Genomic DNA, 17,881 nt, shown 5'->3' with positions numbered 1-17,881 from the left:
TGATGAAGTGTTGGTTAAATCAGCGTTTCAAGATGTTGCTCCTGAGGCCTTTGAATAAAAAGAGTAACTTATCTTTCTCAAAAAACACAAGCATGGCACAACTGACAAACACGATAAGCGCATAAATAAACAACTGTCCGCCGTCGCCCAGTACTTCTATTCCAAGTACCGTAAGATGAGAAACCAGCGCGCCGGAAATCACACCCAATGCTATTAAAGCACCGATGCCGGTCGTTGCGGGAATCAGAATAAGCATTGCTGCAATTAATTCCGCAAACCCTGAACCAATGCGTCCCCAAGGTTCTATCCCCAATTTCGAGAAGATGTAAACCGATTCCTCAGCCGCCGTAAATTTGAAAAACAGGGTTTGAAGCAAAATAACGGCCGATACAATACGCAGTAGCCAGAATACGATTTTGTTAGGTTGTTTTGACATTGTGTTTATGGTTGTTTTTTGAATTTCTTTTTGAAAGCTGATAGCCATTAGCTGTTAGCTATTAGCTAACTGGCGCTATCAAGGCTTATCCTTGATTTCCAGCCAGTTTTTATCTGCTTTTTCAATGTACCCAGGTATGTTCTTGCTCCACATCTCCTGTACCTTCTTGTTGTAATTGAAATAAAGCTTGTTGTCTTTCACCGTCCACGTATCCGTTTCGGTTGGGGCTTTGTGGCCGTCTGCGGTTCCGTAGGCGCAGTAACCGCCGTATTGGGGAGCGTATTTTTCAGGGGTTTCTTTGAACCTGTCCTGATTGGCCTGGTTTTTGAAAAGCCAGTTGGCGTCTTTCCAGCGGTAGGCGAATTTTTCGCTGCCCTTCACGGCTTTGGACTCGGTGTGAAATGCGACAGCGTCATATCCTTTGATCGCAATGCCGTCACTTTGATAAACTTCTGACTTTTGAGCGAACACCCCAGCGACTGTAAAAAAGAAGAGTAAAGAGACTAAAATTGAATTTTTCATAAGTATTCCTTAGATAAGTGGAATGATTTATTTGGAAAATTTGATCCAGTTGGTGTCTGCTTTCTTTTTCAGGTTGGGCTCGTCTTTGTTCCACGATTTCAGCGTGTTATTAAAGTATTTGTTGTAAAAAAGATAGAGTTTGCCGTTGATAATTTTGAAAGTCCCCGGGTCGATTTCCACCTTCTCGCCACTCTCACCCATGGCATAGGCACACCAGCCACCATATTGCGGCTTGTATTTCGCAGGATCAGCTTTGAATAAATCGCGGTTTTGTGCGGATGAGAAATAGTAAGTGACACCAGCGTCGGAAGCAGTAATGTCTTTTTTGCCTTCGATGGCTTTCCCCACCGTGAAATATGCTACGGGGTCATAGCCCTCGACGGCAAGGCCGGATTTTGAGATGTTACCTTGCTTTTTGGTAGCATCTTGTGCGAAAATCTGCGTTGCGCTGAACACCAGAAATAGAATGATAAGTAGCTTTTGCATTGGATTTGATGGAATTATTTATTTGTTTTCAGAGATCGGCGACGACAGGTTCAGTTCAAGGTCGAGTTTTACTTTATCCGACATTCCCAGCGTATTTCCCCCGAATTTCCAGTCCTTCCGGTTGATTTCGACAGATCCTTTTAGGATTGCATTGGATCCTGTCTTAGTAAATGTGAAGGGGATCATTATGCTTTTAGTAACGGTTTTGAGGCTCAGATCAAATGTTCCGATATATCCCGAAGCCGTTTTCCCTATTTTGGTCGACTTCATTACAATCCTCGGATACTTGGCTACCTCGAAAAACTGGTCTTTCTCTTTTAAATGCCGGTCCCTCAGGCTGTTGTTGGTAGATAGGGTTGCTGCATCCACACTTCCTGAAATGCTTGCCGTTTCTGGGTGGGCAGGATCAAAAACAACGGTTCCTTTAAACCCTTTGAATGTTCCGTCCACATCAGCCCCAAACATACTGGCCTGAAAAGCCATATGGGAGGTTTGTACATTCCATGTCTGAGCCGTCAGCAAGAATGGGGCTATGATGCAGGCGGTAAGCAACAGGTACTTTATCATAGGTTAGGTTAAATCGTTTATGCTGTTTGCTTATGCTGTATAGTTGAATAGGCGATCCCGAAATTTTCAGACAACCTGATATGGCGGAACTCAACCTTCACGGCAATGGCCATAATGGCCATGTGATGTACGGCATGCTCCACGTTATAAAGTAGCTCACGATAGAAAGTAGTTGTGATCTTCACGTCGTTTCTGACATCCGCGGAGTAAGAAGCTTCCAGCTTGAGCACCATGTCATCTTTCATCATCCGGATAAATACAATGAGCTCCTTCATTTTTAAAATGGCTTCACGCGGATCGTTTTCAAGTAGTAGATTTCGCTCCCGTTTGTCGTAATTCAGTTTGCCGGTGTTGCCTGCCCGGACAGCCAGATCATAAAATTCGAGGATATGCCTCAAATGACGTCCAACAGAATTGGTCGACAACAGATCCAGGTTTCTCGTGTATTCATCCCGCGAAAACTGTTCCGTCATCTCAATGAGCTGACTCAAAATCTCAACGGAAACGTCCTGTAATTTCATAACCTCAGAATATGTTTTGACTTGCGTTCTTTCAATCTTCTACTTCAAAGTATATGCCGTCAAGTCCCAGAGATCGAAAACCGCTTTTTGAGGCTCAATTCGCGATATTTACATGCAAGTTGGTGTTATGCCAGAAAATCCGATTCACGATATTTCGTAAGCTTTCTGCGGTTTCGTGATAAAGCAGCAATGATTCAGGTGAGGCTGGGCCCGACTAAAATGGGGAAATGTACCAATGCGTATCTTTATCAGCGATATTTGAAGGACGTCAGCCAGGCAGAAGAGTAGGAACAGATATTGAGCCAGTTATAACATATTGGATTAGTGATTTACCAGGACCTCGGGATACATGAAAATTTTTGAAAGGCTGTTGTTGATATTCCTCTGCGGCGTACCAGGCTTATTTCACGCAGTCTTTGCGCAGGGTGTAGGAACACCCTTAATCCAGCATTTCAGTCCGAAGCAATATAACGGACACCCCGAGAACTGGGCGATCGTGCAGGATAAGCGAGGTGTACTTTATATTGGGAATCAAAGCGGGGTATTGGAATATGATGGGAGTAACTGGAAGCTCATCGAAGTGCCTGGAACCGCAGTGAAGGCAATCGGTGTAGGTAAGGATGGCGTCGTTTATGTAGGTACATCCACTGATTTCGGGTATTTGTTAACCAAGCCAGGCGGGCAGCTTCAATATGTATCGCTCAGCAGCCGGTTGCCATTATCGGAACGCAGCATTTTGCCTGTAAACCGCTTATTCAGCGATTCAACGGGTATTTATTTTTGCACATCTCAAAAAATATATCGTTACGACGGGAAAGACGATTTCAAGATATGGGCGGCAAAAGACCGTTTTTCGACAGCGAATTTTATCCGTAACACCCTGTACGTTCAGGAGTCAGGGGGTAAACTATTGCAACTGGTTTCCGATGAACTTAAACCCGCGCCAGGCAGCGAGCAGTTTCTGAATCTCAAAATACAGGCAATGCTTGAATATTCAGATGGCCGTCTGATGGCTGTAACTGAGAAGAATGGCCTGCTTATTTATTCTGCAAAAGCGCCTACTTCCAATTTGCAACCCTTAAAGACTGCGTCCGACAACTGGCTTCGAAATTCAGACATTACCAATGCAATCTGCTCCTACAATGCCGAGTCGAAATCCTACCTGTTTTTCATTGCAAGTCAGCGCGGTGGTATCCGTATCCTGAATGAACAAGGTATTGAACAGATGCAGTTGGATGCGTCGACGGGATTTAATCAGAATAGCATTGCCTCCTTGTATCTTGATAAGCAACTTTCGCTTTGGGCAATGACTGGCAGTGGTATCTGCCAGATCGGGTATAACCTGCCGGTCAGTAAATTTGGTTTTAGCCAGAATATCAATTCTACGGTTTGGAGCATTACCCGCCATGAAAACCGCTTATATATCGGGACTGGCATTGGGTTGCTGGGTTGGAACAGCTCAAAGGATTCATTCGAACCGGTGTCCGCCATTACCTCAGCATGCAGGACTTTGCTTTCGGATGGTGCAGATCTTTATGCCGGTACTTCGGAGCATATTTTCAGGATAGTTAATAATAAAGTGGTGCAGGTACTATCTACTGGAGGCGAGTCGGTTTATGCATTATTAAGGCCAAAATCGCGGGTTGACTTGCTCTTTGCGGCGCTGTCAAACGGGGTGTTCTTATATCACTTGAAAAATGGTTCCTGGCAGGAGGTAGGCAGAATCAAAGGGCTGGCCGCAGACTGCCGGTCGCTGGCCGAAGATCCGGATGGTACGATTTGGGTAGGTACCAACAAAAACGGCTTTTTCAGGATTGATCTGAAAAATGGTCCGAAAGCGGACCTATCCCATGTCCGCGTCGGTGCGGGGCTGAATGACCTCTCATGGAACTATGTCTTCCCAACCGCAGGAGAACCCCGGTTTACGTCTAAAAATCACCTTTATGAATTCAATCGCGAAAGGAAAAAGTTTGTAGAAATAGCAGGTTTTCAGGACATGTTCCACAATCCGGTGAACAGTGCACCATACTTTGTAGAAGATAGCGCGAGAAACTGGTGGTTTGCAAGCCCGCTGGGCGTTTTGAGGCGGAAGCCCGATGGAAAAGCGGAGTGGGACAGTCTAAGTCTCATGCCGATCCAGCGGACAGGCTACTGCATTTATCCGGAAAAAACAGGCATTGTTTGGGTTGGAAATGACGAGGGCTTGTATCGCTATGACGGTATCCAGATGGCTATGCACCCCTCATATCCCGTACTGCTGAGGGAAGTCAAATTGTTGTTAAATGATTCATTATTAAATATTAATAAACAAAACCCAAATCAGGCAGGTGTGCTGCAAACGCCTTTACCCTACAACTTGCGTGACCTTTCTTTCAGGTTCGCGGCAACAAGTTATGTAGGGGAGACCGGAAACGAGTTTCGCTACAAGCTCATCGGGAACGGCGTCATGCCGACGGACCTGGAATGGTCGCGCTGGTCAAAGGAGAGCTGGAAAGATTACACCAATCTGCCCCCGGGACATTACGTTTTTCATGTCATGGCCAGAAACCCTTATCGTGAATTAAGCCAGGAAAGTAGCTTTGCATTTGACATTCTGGATCCCTGGTTCCGAACCTGGTGGGCGTACCTGTTGTATGCAGTATGTGCGATTATTGTTGTTTACCTTCTCGTTTGGTTGTATACCAGGCGTCTAAGTAATGAAAAAGTCAAACTGGAAAACCTGGTGGACAGCCGTACTGCGGAAGTAGTCCTGCAAAAAGAGGAGCTTGTGGAACAGGCCGCCCGCCTGCAATTGGCCAAAGAGACCGCCGAAAAGGCTAACCAGGCGAAAAGCGAGTTTTTGGCTAATATGAGCCACGAATTAAGGACACCGCTGAATGGGATCCTTGGATTTGCGCAGGTACTTCAGCGTGAACCGACTTTGAATGCAAGTCAGGAGAAAGGGCTTACTATTATCCGGAAAAGTGGCGAGCATCTGCTAAACCTGATCAATGAAGTATTGGATATATCGAAAATAGAAGCACAACGGCTCGAAATTCAAGATAATGCGTTCAGTCTCTTGGGTTTACTCCACGATATGACCAGCCTGTTTCAGTCAAGGGCTGAAGAAAAAGGGCTTTCTTTTAAAATGATCATGTCCGGAGATTTGCCGGAAATGGTTGCAGGAGACGAAAAGCGCATCACTCAGGTGCTGAACAACCTGCTGGGCAATGCAATCAAATTCACGGAAAAAGGAGGGGTTATCTTTCGGGTTAGTGCGGAAAAATTGAATGCAGATTTTTTCGAGACCAAATTCGAAGTAGAGGACACAGGCATTGGGATTTCTGAGGAATACCTTGGTGAAATATTTCTTCCTTTCCATCAGGTAAGGGACCGGCGGCTATTCTCGGAAGGTACCGGCCTGGGGCTTGCGATTGCCAGTAATCTCGTTGGACTAATGAATGGTACGTTGGATGTAACCAGCAAGATAGGGCAGGGCAGTGTGTTCATTTTGGGACTCACGCTCAGGCAGGTTGTCGGCGAATCCGCAGCTGCATTGTCTGAGCGGGACATTGTCGGTTATGCAGGGGTCAGAAAGACCGTCCTGATCGTGGACGATCATATAGAGAACCGTATGGTCGTGCATGAATTGCTGGCTTCGCTGGGTTTTCTTGTATTGGAAGCTTCCGATGGCAATGAAGCAGTGGAACTTGCCGCCACTTCTGTTCCTGATTTGGTGATTATGGATCTCGTGATGCCGCATCTGAATGGTTTTGAGGCTGTTGCGAAAATGAAAGAAAACATTTCACTAGGCAATACCAGAATGATCGCATTTTCGGCAAACGTATTTGAACCCAACCAGAAACGAAGCCTGAATGAGGGTTTCGATGATTTTGTGCCCAAACCCATCGATGTTGTAATATTGCTGAGATCAATAGGCCGGTTACTTGGTCTGGAATGGACGTATGCAACCCAACGTCAGGCAATCACTTCTTTGACAACGGACGAAAAGCCTGAATTAACAGGCTATTTACCACCGCATGCAGCGCTTGAAACAATGCGGGAATATGCTTTGAAAGGGGATATTCAGGGAATCCTCGATTCGCTCGACGATATCTCGCTGCAATTTCCTCAGGCAGCTTCGTTTGTAAAACAGATGCGAAAGTGGGCCGGGGAATTTAATATGGGAAAGATACGGGAGTATCTGACGGAGGTTTTGGAGGTTGCCGGGCGTTGAAAGAGCCGCTTTTTTTTAATTCTTTTTCATCGATTAACTTATTGGTAGAAATTGTAAATTAACCTGGGAATCGAATCGTTCACGCTCATTAAAATTCATCGGTAATGGAGAAACAGTTAAAAGTAGGCCAGGCCATTGAGGTGATCCGGCTCAAAGTAATAGAAGAAAATGTAGCTGCATTTTTAGACGGGCGAATTAAGGTGGATGAATTCGCTTCTGCAATAAATGGATATGTTGGGACAGAAATCTTAAAAATAACAGACTCGGAATTTTTGATGCTTATTCGTTGGGAAAGTGAAGAGGCGGCTCTGGAGGCGCAACAGATTACCTTCAATGCACCCATCATTACGGAGTGGCTGAACGCAACAAGTGAATTTGTTTCATTTGATACGGGTGTTTCAAGATACGAAAACTAGCACTTTGCGTGGCTGGTTTAAGCTTGTATTCGGACGAAGTAATCTGAGTTGCCTGACTTAGGCATAAATCGTATTGCGATATGAGATTATTCAAAATGACATTGGCCTTTTGTTTAACATTTGGAACGACCGGATGTTCAGATAAAGCTGGGACGGATCAATTGCCAGATCGAAATGTGGGGCTCGTGGGACTATCCCTGCTATTGAATCAAAACGCACCGGCAGGACTAACCGGCATTCTTGCCGCGGTAGATGATGTTTCATCAAAAGGGATAAATTTATTTGGTATGTCCCCGGAATGGCCGGAATTGGAAGCCAGCCCCTCCGTTTATTCACTTCAAAATCAAATTGTAAACCCGCTTACCCTTATTGATCCGGATCAAAAGAAATTCAAGAGTTATATTCTTGTATTAAAGGTGATTGACAGCAACCGAAAAACAATTCCGTCTGATCTTATGGCCCGTTCTTTTGACGATCCATTGGTTATTAACCGTTTCAAAACGTTAATTGACAACATCTCCACTTTGCCGTCGATCAACAGGATTTCGCACATACTGATTGGAAATGAGGTGGATGGGTTTTTAAATACAAACCCTTTGCAGCTAAGTGCTTTTTCGGCTTTTTATCAGCAATCCATTAACCACATTCATGCAAAGATACCGCACGTCAAAGTGGGTACAATTATTACTTTTAATTCGTTAGTTGATCATCCAGCCATTTTTGATCTGCTTGCACCGGCCAGCGACTTTATCTGTTATACCTATTATCCCACCGACAATTCAAATCCAAATTGGAAAATGCGGCCTCCTTCTGATGCAATTACCGACATTGCATTGATGGCGAAAAAAGCGGGTGGGAAATCATTTGCTTTTACCGAAATTGGTTATCCCTCATCCGTAGAAAATAATTCCTCACAGGAATTGCAACAGAGATTTGTCGAGAATATGTTTGATGCGCTTAAACCGCACAAAGACAATGGAAAAGTAGAGTTTGTATTTTATCACGGGCTCTATGATTATCCTCCGGGATTTTGCGTAGAATATGCGAAATCACAAGGTATCGATCCTGCCTATTTATGCGCTTTTATGAATAGCCTCGGACTGAAAGACTACATAACTGGGCAGAGTAAGTCAGGTTTGAATGCCTTCTTCAGTAAGCTGAAAAGTTATTAGATGCCATCTGCATGTCTAAACACCATAATCCTCGGCCGATTTTTCCGTTTTTCTGAAAGATATACATTGGGTTAAAAACAAAAGGGGAAATATCACGGAAACGATGATCATCTGTTTATCATACCACATGCTGCGTACTGCGGATTTTGTACTCATCGCTTTCGGATTGATTTATACTATTATTGAGACAAATTGACAAAGCGACAGCAATATGAAAATGCAGCCAATCATCCGGTCCATCCGATGTTGGTGCACCGCAATAATCCTGCTTAGAAGGCGGCTCGCATAAGCAAATGGTAATAATCCGGCGATGGTACCGATGGAAATTCCGAGGACATAAAACGCAATAAGCGAATCCTGCGAAAGCCCTACAATACCCTTTCCCTGCAAAAGTGTGGTATAAAGGATCCAGAATGGAAAGGCAAGTACATTAAGAATGCTAAGAATCGTTCCGAGGTAAAATGAAGAGACCGTTTTTTGTTTGCCGGCCGTCGGGTTGTTGTGTTTCCGGACGTAGTAAATGCCCATTCCAAACAAGGTAACGATAGCGATAACCTCAGTTGCCGGTCTTAGCGCTGGAAACTCGATGATGGATTTGGTCAGCTGTACGGAAATGTAGCTGTAAACCAGCTCTACTATTGCGCAAGCCAATGCAAACCTGAATGCCGATTTCATTCCTTTTTTCAGGGATACATCCATGATCGTAATGTTGAGCACGCCTAACGGAAGTGTACCTAAAAAGCTGACGATCAGGCCGGTGATGAAATTAAGTGGTAGTGAGATCATTTTATCGGTTTTTTTGCTTATCAGCTTTGATACGTTTCCAAATTGCACGAGCTTCTGAAACGCTCATATAACGAATGCCTTTTCTGTGGTTATGGGCGCTTATTTCATAGAGTACTTTCCAATGATGCAGCAATACTTTCCATCCCTCCCATATCGAAAATGTAGGATCATAAATGTGTGCTGGCTCGGCTCCCGCACCATTGAGCTCCATGATTTTGATGTTTTTTCCCTGATTGAAATCAAGCAGACTAAGACACCTCAGATCATACCGGCCATAGTAGAACCCTCCGATACCTTTGCTGATTTGGTCGAAAACAGCTGTCAGTTCCGGTGTAATCAAATGATTGGCATTCAAAAACTTAGTTCCTAAACAATGGTTCCCCACCGAGACCAAAGTCAATTTCCTGCCATTTGCGACAACCTCGTTAAGCGATTGTGCATATTTAGTTTTCAGCAAATCCCATTGCAATATTGCGCGGTCGTTGGCCAGGATCAGTTCCCCCAGGTTATCCCGTCCGTTCCCGGTCACACTCAGGAATTCTTTTTGCACAATGGAGGATACTGTACCGTACAGCTGGTTGGGCATTCGGTAATAAAACACGCCGAATTCAAGGGGGAAATTCACATGCTCCTGGATTAGATAATCGACAGGACTTTTTTGATGATAAGCCAGCAACGCATCCATAGTTCCTATCTTTTCGACACCCCAGCCGCGCTCTCCCGCATCCGGTTTTGCAATAACCGGGAAATTCAGATCGGCATTGAAGAACCGGGTTTTGACGGCGCTATCATTGCATGTGCGTTTAATAAAAACCGTTACCGGTTTGTACGCTTCATCGATCAGGTCTAAAATATCAATCTTGGATTCACCCCGCATACCGCCAGACTCAATGGAAGGATTTGAAGCTGAAAAGAAAAAGAATGATCTTGCTTTGAGTGATAGCCACAGCCAATACACAAATACAGGAATGTAAACCAAGGAGAATGGCCAGTATTCCCAGCTTTTCAGCCTGATCAGTGTGGCACTTTTGGCGGGTCTGAATGCGATGGGTTTTTCAAAAATCGGGTCCTCCCGGAATTCGATTTCCGCATCAATTTTGTTAGTTGGATACATGGTGTTGCAGCAATGATCGGGTGGCTGGTTCGGCGTGAATGAGATCCTCGTAAGTCATTTCCATGTGCGTACCGGACCGCACCACGCTGGTGAGACTAACGGTTGCGTACAGGTTATCACGCCGCATACGGACTGCATTCTCCGGGTCGCCGTCTCCGGCTGTCAAGTGGAATTTGCGGATGTTGTCTAGTGACAGGTTATTTGTTGAGATAATCCAGTCGCTAAACCATTTCTCCCTCTTTGCGATGATATCAGGCTGATAAAGCGTCACCGACGACCAGATGTGTTTTCTTGATGCGTCCTTTTCTGTAATAAGAAGCTGGCTTCCGTCCCAGTGCAGCACCAGCAATTCCCCAACTTCCACCAACAGCAAGGTAAAGGGTTCGAGACCGCTGAAATCGTAATGATGGGCGAAGCTCTGAATTGTAAAATAATCGAATGCGTGCAGCACGACCAGCCCTCGACTATACTTATAAGGAGGTCTGGGCTGATGGTTCTTAAATGCGCCATTAAGCAGACAAACCGTACGGGTATTTGAGCTGGCAATCCAGGTACCTTGCCCCAGAGGGTCTTGCGGAAATGTCACTTCACGGTCGTGAATGATGACCGGACCGGAAAGCCGGGCGATTGGACGGGTGATTTTTTCGTCCCTGCTGGAAGTGAGGATAAAACCGCTTTGACCTGGAAGATAACTTACTGTGCACATTTTGACATCCTTTTTTAAAAGGGATGTCAAAAAGCTGTTCCAAGGTCATTTTTATAGACAACTAATTGTAAAACAGCTCAATGCGAAAACTGAAAAGGGATATTTCCGGAAATGGTATTCCGATATTTCGTGAAATCTCTTTTAAATTGGAAATTGCCCGGGTCGCTTGATTCCTAATTTGCGCATCCTGGAATCCAGCGTTGTCGGTACCATGTCCAGGATTTGGGCCGCGCCATTGTTGCCGCTCACTTTCCAGTTGGTTTTGTTCAAAATATGAATGATATGCTCGCGCTCGCATTCTTCCATCGTCATTAAGCTTCCCTTTGGCGCTGTCGCCGGTTTCCTGGGCGACCAGTCGTCGAGCATCAATGTTCTTCCGGGCGACATGATAATCGATCTTTCCACCACATTTTCCAGCTCCCGGATGTTGCCTGGCCAATGGTAAGCGACAAGCGCATCGATCACTTTTTGAGGTACCTGGTCAATGACCTTACCCTGGTCTGCGCCGTGTTTCATACAAAAGTGGTTGACCAGCAGGGGTATATCTTCTTTTCGGTCCCGCAATGGAATGCTCAGGACGGGAAATACATTGAGCCGGTAATACAGATCTTCCCGAAAACGCCCCTCAGCAATTTCTTTTTCCAGGTCACGGTTCGTAGCTGCAATGATCCGGACATTTACTTTCAATGTTTTGGTACTTCCTATGCGTTCAAATTCTCCTTCCTGCAATACCCGAAGTAATTTGGGTTGCAATTCCAGCGGCATTTCCCCGATTTCGTCCAGAAACAGCGTGCCACCGTCAGCCAGCTCAAACCGGCCGTTTTTTTGGGCCGTAGCACCGGTGAATGCCCCTTTTTCGTGACCGAATAATTCGCTTTCAATCAGGCTGGCTGGTAAAGCTGCACAATTGAGCTTGATGAGCGGGCGGTTTTTGCGGTTGCTGAGGTGATGCACTGCACGTGCCAGCAGTTCTTTTCCGGTTCCCGATTCCCCGGTGATCAGTACGGTACTGTTGGTAGGTGCTACCTGTCTGATTTTATTGAGTACTTTTTCAAACGATTTGCTTTGGCTGATGATATCATCCGGATTTTTTGATTCTTTGATTTCCTGTTTGAGATACACGTTTTCAGCCTGTAACTGATCTTTAAGCTGACCCACTTCTGCCAGCGCATTGTTGAGGTCTGCGGTGCGGTCTGTTACCATTTGTTCCAGTTTCTGTCTTAGGTTAGCCAATGCAAGGTGGGTCCCTATGCGTGACTGCACTTCATGGATTTCAAAAGGCTTGGTAATGTAATCGACCGCGCCCATATTGAAACCATTGACTTTGTTGATGGTTTCTGTCAAAGCCGTCATGAAAATGACAGGTATAGCTTGGGTCGCCGTGTTGTTTTTTAAAAGACGGCAAGTCTCAAATCCACTCATACCCGGCATCATTACATCCAACAGGATTAAATCGGGTAAAGCATATGCAGCTTGTTCCAACGCACTTTTGCCGTCGGTAGCTACCAGTACTTTGTAAGCAGATTTGGTCAGCACATCAAACAGTATGCTGATATTATTGGGCGTGTCGTCAACGATCAGGATCGTGTTCATTGTTTCGCCTGATAAGCCGTTTTTCATGGTAAAATATGGGCAGGATTAAGTAACACTAATTTTCACCTTCCCTCAGTTACGTTCCGGATCACCCGCAGCCAGTTCAACCCCAGGATTTTTTTGATCCGTTGATCGTTGTAACCCAGCTTCTGCATTGCCGTGGTGATCTGTGGAAAGTCGCTGATGTCTTTGATTTCACGTGGCAGCTCAGGGCCGCCATCTAAATCAGAACCCAGGGCTATGTGGTCCTCTCCGACTAATTTTACGCCATAGTCAATCACCTTTGCAAGTTGATTCACATGCATCCAATACTCGTCCGGTATGGTCCCTTTGAAAGTAAATGGAAGCTCGCGCGCAAACTCCTTGTCTACATCTTCAATAGTCTGCGTCGTGACATAAGAGTTAAAGATTCGCGGGGTTTTAGGCTGAGGATCAGGCTGTACCCTGATTGGATTCTTCGGCTTCTGCCATGTCCAATACTTCGGATTATTGAAGAGACTGCCGAAATGCACGCCAATAACGCCTCCTTTTGCGGCAATTGCTTTTGCGGCTTCGTCCGTAATGCAGCGGGGATGGTCCACTATTTTGTGAAAGCCGCCATGACTATAAATCACCGGGTGCCGACTGGCAGCTGCCGACTGAATAATTGCGTCGTTGGATGCGTGGGCCACATTGATCACCATGCCAAGATCATTCATTTCTTTGATCACCGCCTTTCCATGCGCGGTAATTCCGCCCCAGGTGTACACATCGTTGCAGGCATCGATAAAAGCGTTGGTAGTACTGTGAGCAGTTAACTGCATGGAGCGCAGGCCTAATCTGTAAAGCGCGCGAAGCAAATCAAGATCGCCATAAAGATCATAACCCCCTTCCAGATCGAGGAAAGCCGCCATTTTCCCTTTTTTATTGATACGTTCAATGTCAGAAGCCGTGAGCGCCAGCTCGATCATCGCATTATTCTTTTTGATCTGGTCCAATGCAAGATTTACCACGCGGAACGTGTTCTTGGTCTCAAACCGGCCGGGATAATAGTTTTCAGGCGTATAAACCGAAAAGAACATCGCGTCCAATCCGCCTTCCTTCGCCCTGGGAAGGTCGACGGTACCATCCGGATAACGCTGGCCGATATCAGTTTTCAACACCAACTCGCGGCTCATGACATGCGTATGCCCATCCATGACAAATGCGTCTCGATGCAGGTCGGGTATTGGCTTGCTTCCAGCGGCGGGAGGGGATAAGAGGTGTTTCTGTGGAAAAATGTTACCGGCCGCCGGCAAAAGGGATAATGTTTTTATTACGTCTCTTCGTTTCATTGCTTCAAAATTATTTATCAAACCCCCGCACATATGGAAAACTTGGCGGCAGCTCGCCGGTACTAAATTGCGCGCCTCGAGTCGAGCGGTATTTCATATTCAAAAACGGCGTTTCAATCTTGCGCCCGACGGCAGAATACCTACCATTCTCCCAGTTGGAATCCATGTAATAATCCGTAATCCCGGTGGATAACAGCAGCCGTTCTGCATTGAATGGTTCTTTTTTGGTCACCATCATCTCGGTTATCCAGTGTGGCTGGGCGTTGGAAGCGTGATATTGGTCGAATGGGCCTGGCCAGCCGAGCATCGAAATGATCGTCGGATCTTTTTGCCCTGCGATTTCGCCGGCGTAAGTCCAGCCTACGCCTTGAGCTGAATATACAGCAGCCTTCGTCCCATCATTATATTCCACGATACAGACATTTGGCTTGGCGATTTCCTGAAAGTGTCCCGGTTTTAAGTCCAACTTAACTCTCACAGATTCAAGTAGTTTACCAGCCCACGGATTTTTTTCGGTCCATTTCCAAGTTTCAGGTCCTTTAATGCACTGCACCGACTTCACGCCCGTCTCACCTCCCTTCCGGCGTTCGACAAAAGCCTGCAATACATCGATGCAATGAAAAATGGCCCCCTCATCTGACGCGCCTCCAAGAACGATCGATGCCGTTACTGGTGCATCGATATCGATTTCTATCTCGGGTTTCCGAAAGTAGACCGGTATGGAGGAACCGCCGGTCAAAGGAAAGTTTAGCTCACGGGATTTATCAAACATCCATTTGGCTTCATCCCAGTTGTAGGAGAGATGCTTATCATTAAAAACCGGCACCGAGCGCTTGCTTTGCTCAAAAACCCGGATCACTTTCTCATAAATCCACCAGCGTGGCAAAAGCCACTGCCCTTTCAGATTGGTAGGATAATCCCCGTGTTCGCCGACGATGACAACGCCATCTACCGCCAGCTCCTTTCCTCCGAGTGTGACCGCTTCGCCGGGTGTTTTAAAGATTGGAATGTTTTTGGCTGTGCATATTTTCTGGCCCAGCTGGCTTGTATCCAATTGGTGGATATAAACGCCGACCACGTCAACCCGCGAGGGAGTGTGAGCGCCCTGCCACCAATAACCGTCCAATAATTTGGTGAGGATCCAGTCCGCATGAGAATTCGGAGCAGCCCAGTAGGTGACGAGGCAGGCTATTCGGGGCCGTGCTTGCGCAGTGGGCGGAACTGCGTCAGCTGGAAATCCTGCCAGGGCTGTTAAACCGGCCATACCGGTTATTCCAAGCATTTCGCGCCGGGTAATGGGTGGGTTTAATTTCATGGGTTTAGTGGTTAGAGAGATAATATACCTCAGAAGGTGTGTATGATGCAAGTAATGAAATAAAAAAACCGCCTCAGACTTGTTCTGAGACGGCTTCCTTTTGTATTATCGGCTAGTTATTGCCAGCTCAACTGGGCGACGAAACCAGCGTGGTCCCAATCAATGGTAAGTTTGAGTGACTACCAGGGACTGATCCCTGTTCCCAGCTCATTATCATCGCTGAAAAACTGACTTGTAGGTCCATCAGCTGCTAATGTGGCCGCTTTTACCAACCGGGCTGCAGCGTCTTCAACGGTTCCCGGTCCGCTATGCTGGTTGAAGTCTGTAGCGGTGTAACCCGGGTCGACCACATTTACCTTAAAAGCTGTGTCGCGCAGCTCGTAGGCCAGCACGATCGTGTAGGCGTTCAATGCAGCCTTGGAAGAAGTGTAAACGGCACCTTTGACGTGATAATACTTCCAATTGGGGTCATTGTGCAGGGTTAGAGACCCCAAGCCTGAAGTTACATTGACGATCCGCGGTTCCGGGGAATTTTTGAGCAGGTCCATAAATGCCTGGGTGGTCTCAATCACGCCGAAAAAATTGGTTTCAAATACCTGGCGAAAAATGTTGATATCTACGTCTGCAGCAGTTTGCGGGAAGCCTCCGCTGATCCCTGCATTGTTGATCAAAACATCCAGCGATTCGATTTTACTGCCCAAAGTCTGGCGTGCGGCTTTAATGGAATCAACATGATCGACGTCAATCGTAATGACTTCGATATGGTCATATCCTTCTGATTTAAGCTGCTCGGCTGCTTCCTGGCCTTTTTGTTGATCCCGACTGCCGAGATATACAAAATAGCCCATTCTGAGCAATTGCCTGGCGGTTTCGAATCCAATGCTTTTGTTGGCGCCTGTGATCAATACGGTTTTCATAGTTTATCTGTTTTGTTGGGACAAAATTAGATCGTTCCTCAGCCACAGATAGAACACATTACGCAGCATCACTGGTACATTTCGCGGGTTATTTATGATAAGGTACTTTACAGCTCAATTTGAGTATATTTGGTCAAATAACGCTTCTGCCACAATAAAGACAAGATGAATATGATAACCACAATTATATCCATAGTAGCAGGCATCATTGCTTTGGTCTTAATCATTGCATTTTTCATGAAGAAGGGATATAAGACCTATAGTGAAATTACCATTCATGCTCCCCGACAAAAAGTTTTTGATTATATAAAACAAATCAGAAACCAGGACAACTTTAGTAAGTGGGTCATGGTTGATCCCCGGATGAAAAAGGAATTCAAAGGAACTGACGGAACTGTTGGATTTATTTACGGATGGAATGGAAATAAAAAAGCAGGTGACGGCGAGCAGGAAATTAAAGCGATAACAGAAGGTAAAAACATTGAAACGGAAATTCGTTTCATAAGGCCTTTTGCAGGAATTGCCCATGCACAGATGACAACTGAATCTTTAACGGACGATCAAACAAAAGTAAGCTGGAGTACTGCCAGTAATATGAACTATCCGTTGAACATTATGCTTCCGATGATCGTGAAAATGCTTGAGAAAGATATGGATACAAGCTTGACAACTCTGAAAAGCATTCTTGAAAAATCATTCTGAGTATATGTTGGATGCACTTGAAGCGGCAATAAGACATAGGTTAGAGTGAGCAGAACAATAAGTTACCCCCGCATCACTGGTACATTTCGCGGGTCAGTGCCCGGTATTCAGCCGGTGTGGCGCCCGTTTCTCTTTTGAAGAAGCGGCTGAAATAAGAAGCATCCGAAAAACCAAGGTCGAAACCGATTTCTTTGAGTGAATATTCCGTATGGAACAGCATCCGCCGCGCTTCGAGCACCATGCGTTCCTGGATGTGCGTAATAGCAGGTTTTCCGCTCTGGGCTTTTACGACATCCCGCAAATGCCCCGGAGAAACGTAAAGCAATGCCGCGTATTCGCTTACCTGGTGTATTTCGCGGAAATGTTCTTCAATGGCTGCCTGATATTTGTTCAGGAACGAACTGTCACTTGAAGTCATCATGCTTTCATACTGCTCGCTATAAAGTCGGCTTAGGTAGGTCACCAGCACAGTGAGATAAGCAGTGATCATCCTTTGCTGCCACTCGCCTGGCTGGTTAAACTCTTTCTGGATTTTCGCCAGCATATCCTCCGTAAATGCGATATCTGCCTCCGACAACACCAATTCGCATGCGTTCTGCTCATTGCGAACGATCGGCAGCCGGGCCAGCGATGCATTGTCGTGCAATGCCAGATACTCTTTATCGAATGCAAGTGCCGTGCCCCACATGCATTTTGGTTCTTCCTTCACAATCACCTGGTTAGGCCCGAAGAAATAAAGCGTGTTGTCCCTGGTCTCATAAGGCGTCATATCGACCCAATGCCGTGAACCACCGCGACGGGCAAGTACAAACATGTAATATTCCTTCTTATGCGGTACAAGCAGTTCCGACTGATGCGGCCGGACGCCTTCGAAGGTTTTTATGCTGAATAATTTTCCAGGGAGTACCGGGTCTTGTTCGAGGGAGTAGGCAGGGACTTCCTGAGTGCTCTTGAGTAAATACATGATTGATGTACATAATCAGGCAGCAATTTGGTTCCGACCGTTACTTTTTAAAAGGATGTCCCAAAATAAATTAACGCCAGCGGAATCGGTAAAAATGGGATCTCCATGTTTTGAAATTTTAATAGAACAAAGTTC

Annotated in this window: 17 protein-coding genes; 4 read left to right on the top strand and 13 right to left on the bottom strand. The window is 45.9% G+C overall.

The window, feature by feature from the left end; all coding sequences use genetic code 11:
• Positions 1-19 precede the first annotated feature (19 nt).
• The 5 genes from FHS68_RS10305 to FHS68_RS10285 form a co-directional block, all read right to left on the bottom strand.
• Positions 20-436, bottom strand: a complete 417-nt coding sequence (locus tag FHS68_RS10305; protein WP_167269733.1) for a DoxX family protein — start codon at positions 434-436, stop codon at positions 20-22.
• A gap of 78 nt (positions 437-514) precedes the next feature.
• Positions 515-958 carry a YHS domain-containing (seleno)protein gene (locus FHS68_RS10300; RefSeq protein WP_167269732.1) on the bottom strand — a complete coding sequence of 148 codons (444 nt, stop codon included), beginning with the start codon at positions 956-958 and terminating at the stop codon, positions 515-517.
• Positions 959-985: 27 nt separating this feature from the next.
• The gene (locus FHS68_RS10295) at positions 986-1,444 is read right to left on the bottom strand and encodes a YHS domain-containing (seleno)protein (RefSeq protein ID WP_167269731.1); all 459 of its coding nucleotides are present in this window, start codon (positions 1,442-1,444) and stop codon (positions 986-988) included.
• A gap of 18 nt (positions 1,445-1,462) precedes the next feature.
• Positions 1,463-2,011 (bottom strand): YceI family protein, encoded by a 549-nt coding sequence (locus FHS68_RS10290; RefSeq protein ID WP_167269729.1) that lies wholly within the window; start codon positions 2,009-2,011, stop codon positions 1,463-1,465.
• Between the two features lie 17 nt (positions 2,012-2,028).
• On the bottom strand, positions 2,029-2,532 hold the full coding sequence (locus FHS68_RS10285) for a hypothetical protein (RefSeq protein ID WP_167269727.1): 504 nt from the start codon (positions 2,530-2,532) through the stop codon (positions 2,029-2,031).
• A gap of 349 nt (positions 2,533-2,881) precedes the next feature.
• Here FHS68_RS10285 and FHS68_RS10280 point away from each other — a divergent pair, with 349 nt between their 5' ends.
• The 3 genes from FHS68_RS10280 to FHS68_RS10270 all read left to right on the top strand — a co-directional run bounded on the left by FHS68_RS10280 (position 2,882) and on the right by FHS68_RS10270 (position 8,336).
• Positions 2,882-6,748: a hybrid sensor histidine kinase/response regulator gene (locus tag FHS68_RS10280; protein WP_167269725.1), complete on the top strand. Its 3,867-nt coding sequence runs from the start codon at positions 2,882-2,884 to the stop codon at positions 6,746-6,748.
• A gap of 104 nt (positions 6,749-6,852) precedes the next feature.
• Positions 6,853-7,164, top strand: coding sequence for an antibiotic biosynthesis monooxygenase family protein (locus FHS68_RS10275; protein WP_167269723.1), 312 nt, complete (start codon positions 6,853-6,855; stop codon positions 7,162-7,164).
• An 80-nt stretch (positions 7,165-7,244) separates the two neighbouring features.
• Positions 7,245-8,336: a glycoside hydrolase family 113 protein gene (locus FHS68_RS10270; RefSeq protein ID WP_167269721.1), complete on the top strand. Its 1,092-nt coding sequence runs from the start codon at positions 7,245-7,247 to the stop codon at positions 8,334-8,336.
• Between the two features lie 171 nt (positions 8,337-8,507).
• Here FHS68_RS10270 and FHS68_RS10265 read toward each other — a convergent pair whose 3' ends face one another.
• From FHS68_RS10265 to FHS68_RS10235, 7 genes are all read right to left on the bottom strand, one after another.
• Positions 8,508-9,122, bottom strand: a complete 615-nt coding sequence (locus FHS68_RS10265; RefSeq protein WP_167269719.1) for a LysE family transporter — start codon at positions 9,120-9,122, stop codon at positions 8,508-8,510.
• A 1-nt stretch (position 9,123) separates the two neighbouring features.
• On the bottom strand, positions 9,124-10,236 hold the full coding sequence (locus FHS68_RS10260; RefSeq protein WP_167269717.1) for an ATP-grasp domain-containing protein: 1,113 nt from the start codon (positions 10,234-10,236) through the stop codon (positions 9,124-9,126).
• Complete coding sequence (locus tag FHS68_RS10255; RefSeq protein WP_229211842.1) at positions 10,223-10,942, bottom strand: NRDE family protein; 720 nt, start codon at positions 10,940-10,942, stop codon at positions 10,223-10,225. Before FHS68_RS10255 ends, FHS68_RS10260 begins: the two co-directional genes overlap by 14 nt.
• A gap of 141 nt (positions 10,943-11,083) precedes the next feature.
• Positions 11,084-12,562 (bottom strand): sigma-54-dependent transcriptional regulator, encoded by a 1,479-nt coding sequence (locus FHS68_RS10250; protein ID WP_167269713.1) that lies wholly within the window; start codon positions 12,560-12,562, stop codon positions 11,084-11,086.
• Positions 12,563-12,597: 35 nt separating this feature from the next.
• Positions 12,598-13,848 (bottom strand): dipeptidase, encoded by a 1,251-nt coding sequence (locus tag FHS68_RS10245; RefSeq protein WP_167269712.1) that lies wholly within the window; start codon positions 13,846-13,848, stop codon positions 12,598-12,600.
• A gap of 10 nt (positions 13,849-13,858) precedes the next feature.
• Positions 13,859-15,163, bottom strand: a complete 1,305-nt coding sequence (locus tag FHS68_RS10240; RefSeq protein ID WP_167269710.1) for a hypothetical protein — start codon at positions 15,161-15,163, stop codon at positions 13,859-13,861.
• Positions 15,164-15,342: 179 nt separating this feature from the next.
• Positions 15,343-16,080: an SDR family oxidoreductase gene (locus tag FHS68_RS10235; protein ID WP_167269708.1), complete on the bottom strand. Its 738-nt coding sequence runs from the start codon at positions 16,078-16,080 to the stop codon at positions 15,343-15,345.
• 171 nt (positions 16,081-16,251) lie between these two features.
• On the opposite strand from FHS68_RS10235, the gene FHS68_RS10230 reads away from it, so the two are divergent.
• The gene (locus FHS68_RS10230; RefSeq protein ID WP_208408275.1) at positions 16,252-16,782 is read left to right on the top strand and encodes an SRPBCC family protein; all 531 of its coding nucleotides are present in this window, start codon (positions 16,252-16,254) and stop codon (positions 16,780-16,782) included.
• A gap of 73 nt (positions 16,783-16,855) precedes the next feature.
• Here FHS68_RS10230 and FHS68_RS10225 read toward each other — a convergent pair whose 3' ends face one another.
• A complete protein-coding gene (locus tag FHS68_RS10225; RefSeq protein WP_167269704.1) occupies positions 16,856-17,746 on the bottom strand; it encodes a helix-turn-helix domain-containing protein in 891 nt (296 codons plus the stop codon).
• Between the last annotated feature and the right edge of the window lie 135 nt (positions 17,747-17,881).

This window comes from Dyadobacter arcticus, assembly GCF_011762185.1.
GTDB classification, from domain to species: Bacteria; Bacteroidota; Bacteroidia; order Cytophagales; family Spirosomataceae; genus Dyadobacter; species Dyadobacter arcticus.
Note: the sequence above shows the minus strand (reverse complement) of the source record. Positions and strands in the feature narration are given on the sequence as shown.

Bases quoted from the DNA above. Each gene is read 5' to 3' on its own strand.
- FHS68_RS10265 (WP_167269719.1), bottom strand. From the start codon at position 9,122: ATGATCTCACTACCACTTAATTTCATCACCGGCCTGATCGTCAGCTTT.
- FHS68_RS10270 (WP_167269721.1), top strand. From the start codon at position 7,245: ATGAGATTATTCAAAATGACATTGGCCTTTTGTTTAACATTTGGAACG.
- FHS68_RS10300 (WP_167269732.1), bottom strand. From the start codon at position 958: ATGAAAAATTCAATTTTAGTCTCTTTACTCTTCTTTTTTACAGTCGCT.
- FHS68_RS10275 (WP_167269723.1), top strand. From the start codon at position 6,853: ATGGAGAAACAGTTAAAAGTAGGCCAGGCCATTGAGGTGATCCGGCTC.
- FHS68_RS10260 (WP_167269717.1), bottom strand. From the start codon at position 10,236: ATGTATCCAACTAACAAAATTGATGCGGAAATCGAATTCCGGGAGGAC.
- FHS68_RS10285 (WP_167269727.1), bottom strand. From the start codon at position 2,532: ATGAAATTACAGGACGTTTCCGTTGAGATTTTGAGTCAGCTCATTGAG.
- FHS68_RS10255 (WP_229211842.1), bottom strand. From the start codon at position 10,942: ATGTGCACAGTAAGTTATCTTCCAGGTCAAAGCGGTTTTATCCTCACT.
- FHS68_RS10295 (WP_167269731.1), bottom strand. From the start codon at position 1,444: ATGCAAAAGCTACTTATCATTCTATTTCTGGTGTTCAGCGCAACGCAG.
- FHS68_RS10225 (WP_167269704.1), bottom strand. From the start codon at position 17,746: ATGTATTTACTCAAGAGCACTCAGGAAGTCCCTGCCTACTCCCTCGAA.
- FHS68_RS10245 (WP_167269712.1), bottom strand. From the start codon at position 13,848: ATGAAACGAAGAGACGTAATAAAAACATTATCCCTTTTGCCGGCGGCC.
- FHS68_RS10240 (WP_167269710.1), bottom strand. From the start codon at position 15,163: ATGAAATTAAACCCACCCATTACCCGGCGCGAAATGCTTGGAATAACC.
- FHS68_RS10280 (WP_167269725.1), top strand. From the start codon at position 2,882: ATGAAAATTTTTGAAAGGCTGTTGTTGATATTCCTCTGCGGCGTACCA.
- FHS68_RS10230 (WP_208408275.1), top strand. From the start codon at position 16,252: ATGATAACCACAATTATATCCATAGTAGCAGGCATCATTGCTTTGGTC.
- FHS68_RS10250 (WP_167269713.1), bottom strand. From the start codon at position 12,562: ATGAAAAACGGCTTATCAGGCGAAACAATGAACACGATCCTGATCGTT.
- FHS68_RS10290 (WP_167269729.1), bottom strand. From the start codon at position 2,011: ATGATAAAGTACCTGTTGCTTACCGCCTGCATCATAGCCCCATTCTTG.
- FHS68_RS10305 (WP_167269733.1), bottom strand. From the start codon at position 436: ATGTCAAAACAACCTAACAAAATCGTATTCTGGCTACTGCGTATTGTA.
- FHS68_RS10235 (WP_167269708.1), bottom strand. From the start codon at position 16,080: ATGAAAACCGTATTGATCACAGGCGCCAACAAAAGCATTGGATTCGAA.